Origin of the sequence: Vibrio sp. 10N.222.46.A1 (assembly GCF_041473595.1) — a bacterium.
In the GTDB taxonomy this organism is placed as follows: Bacteria; Pseudomonadota; Gammaproteobacteria; order Enterobacterales; family Vibrionaceae; genus Vibrio; species Vibrio tasmaniensis_A.
Genome location: NZ_JBFRSN010001125.1, coordinates 1 through 327, shown reverse-complemented (window position 1 = coordinate 327; position 327 = coordinate 1). Strand labels below are relative to the sequence as shown.

Genomic DNA, 327 nt, shown 5'->3' with positions numbered 1-327 from the left:
CTTGAGCTGTTCAAACGGATTCTCCTTATCCGGAGGGAACTGCATCAAGAACAACATTACTTGGCGAACAGAATGCAACCTGATGAACTCATGCAAGATCACTCGCCAGCAATGCATTGAAGGTCGAGCCACCCGCACCATTAATGGTATTCCCACCACGCTCAATTGTTGGAAATATCGGATAGACCATCATTGTAACCGCCCTAATACCTGCGCAAACCTCCCGAAAGACTGTACGACTCAAACTCAACATTGCAGCCTTAAGCAAAATGGGGTGTGCATCGAGCAAGAGGTCACAAAGCGTTGTGTTGAGAAGACATGCCGAGC

Annotated in this window: 1 protein-coding gene; it reads left to right on the top strand. The window is 48.0% G+C overall.

Translation table 11 applies throughout. The features are described from left to right. Nucleotides 1-82: 82 nt before the first annotated feature. On the top strand, nucleotides 83-327 hold a 245-nt coding region (gene traN / locus AB4496_RS29795), incomplete at its 3' end, for a conjugal transfer protein TraN (RefSeq protein ID WP_372132384.1).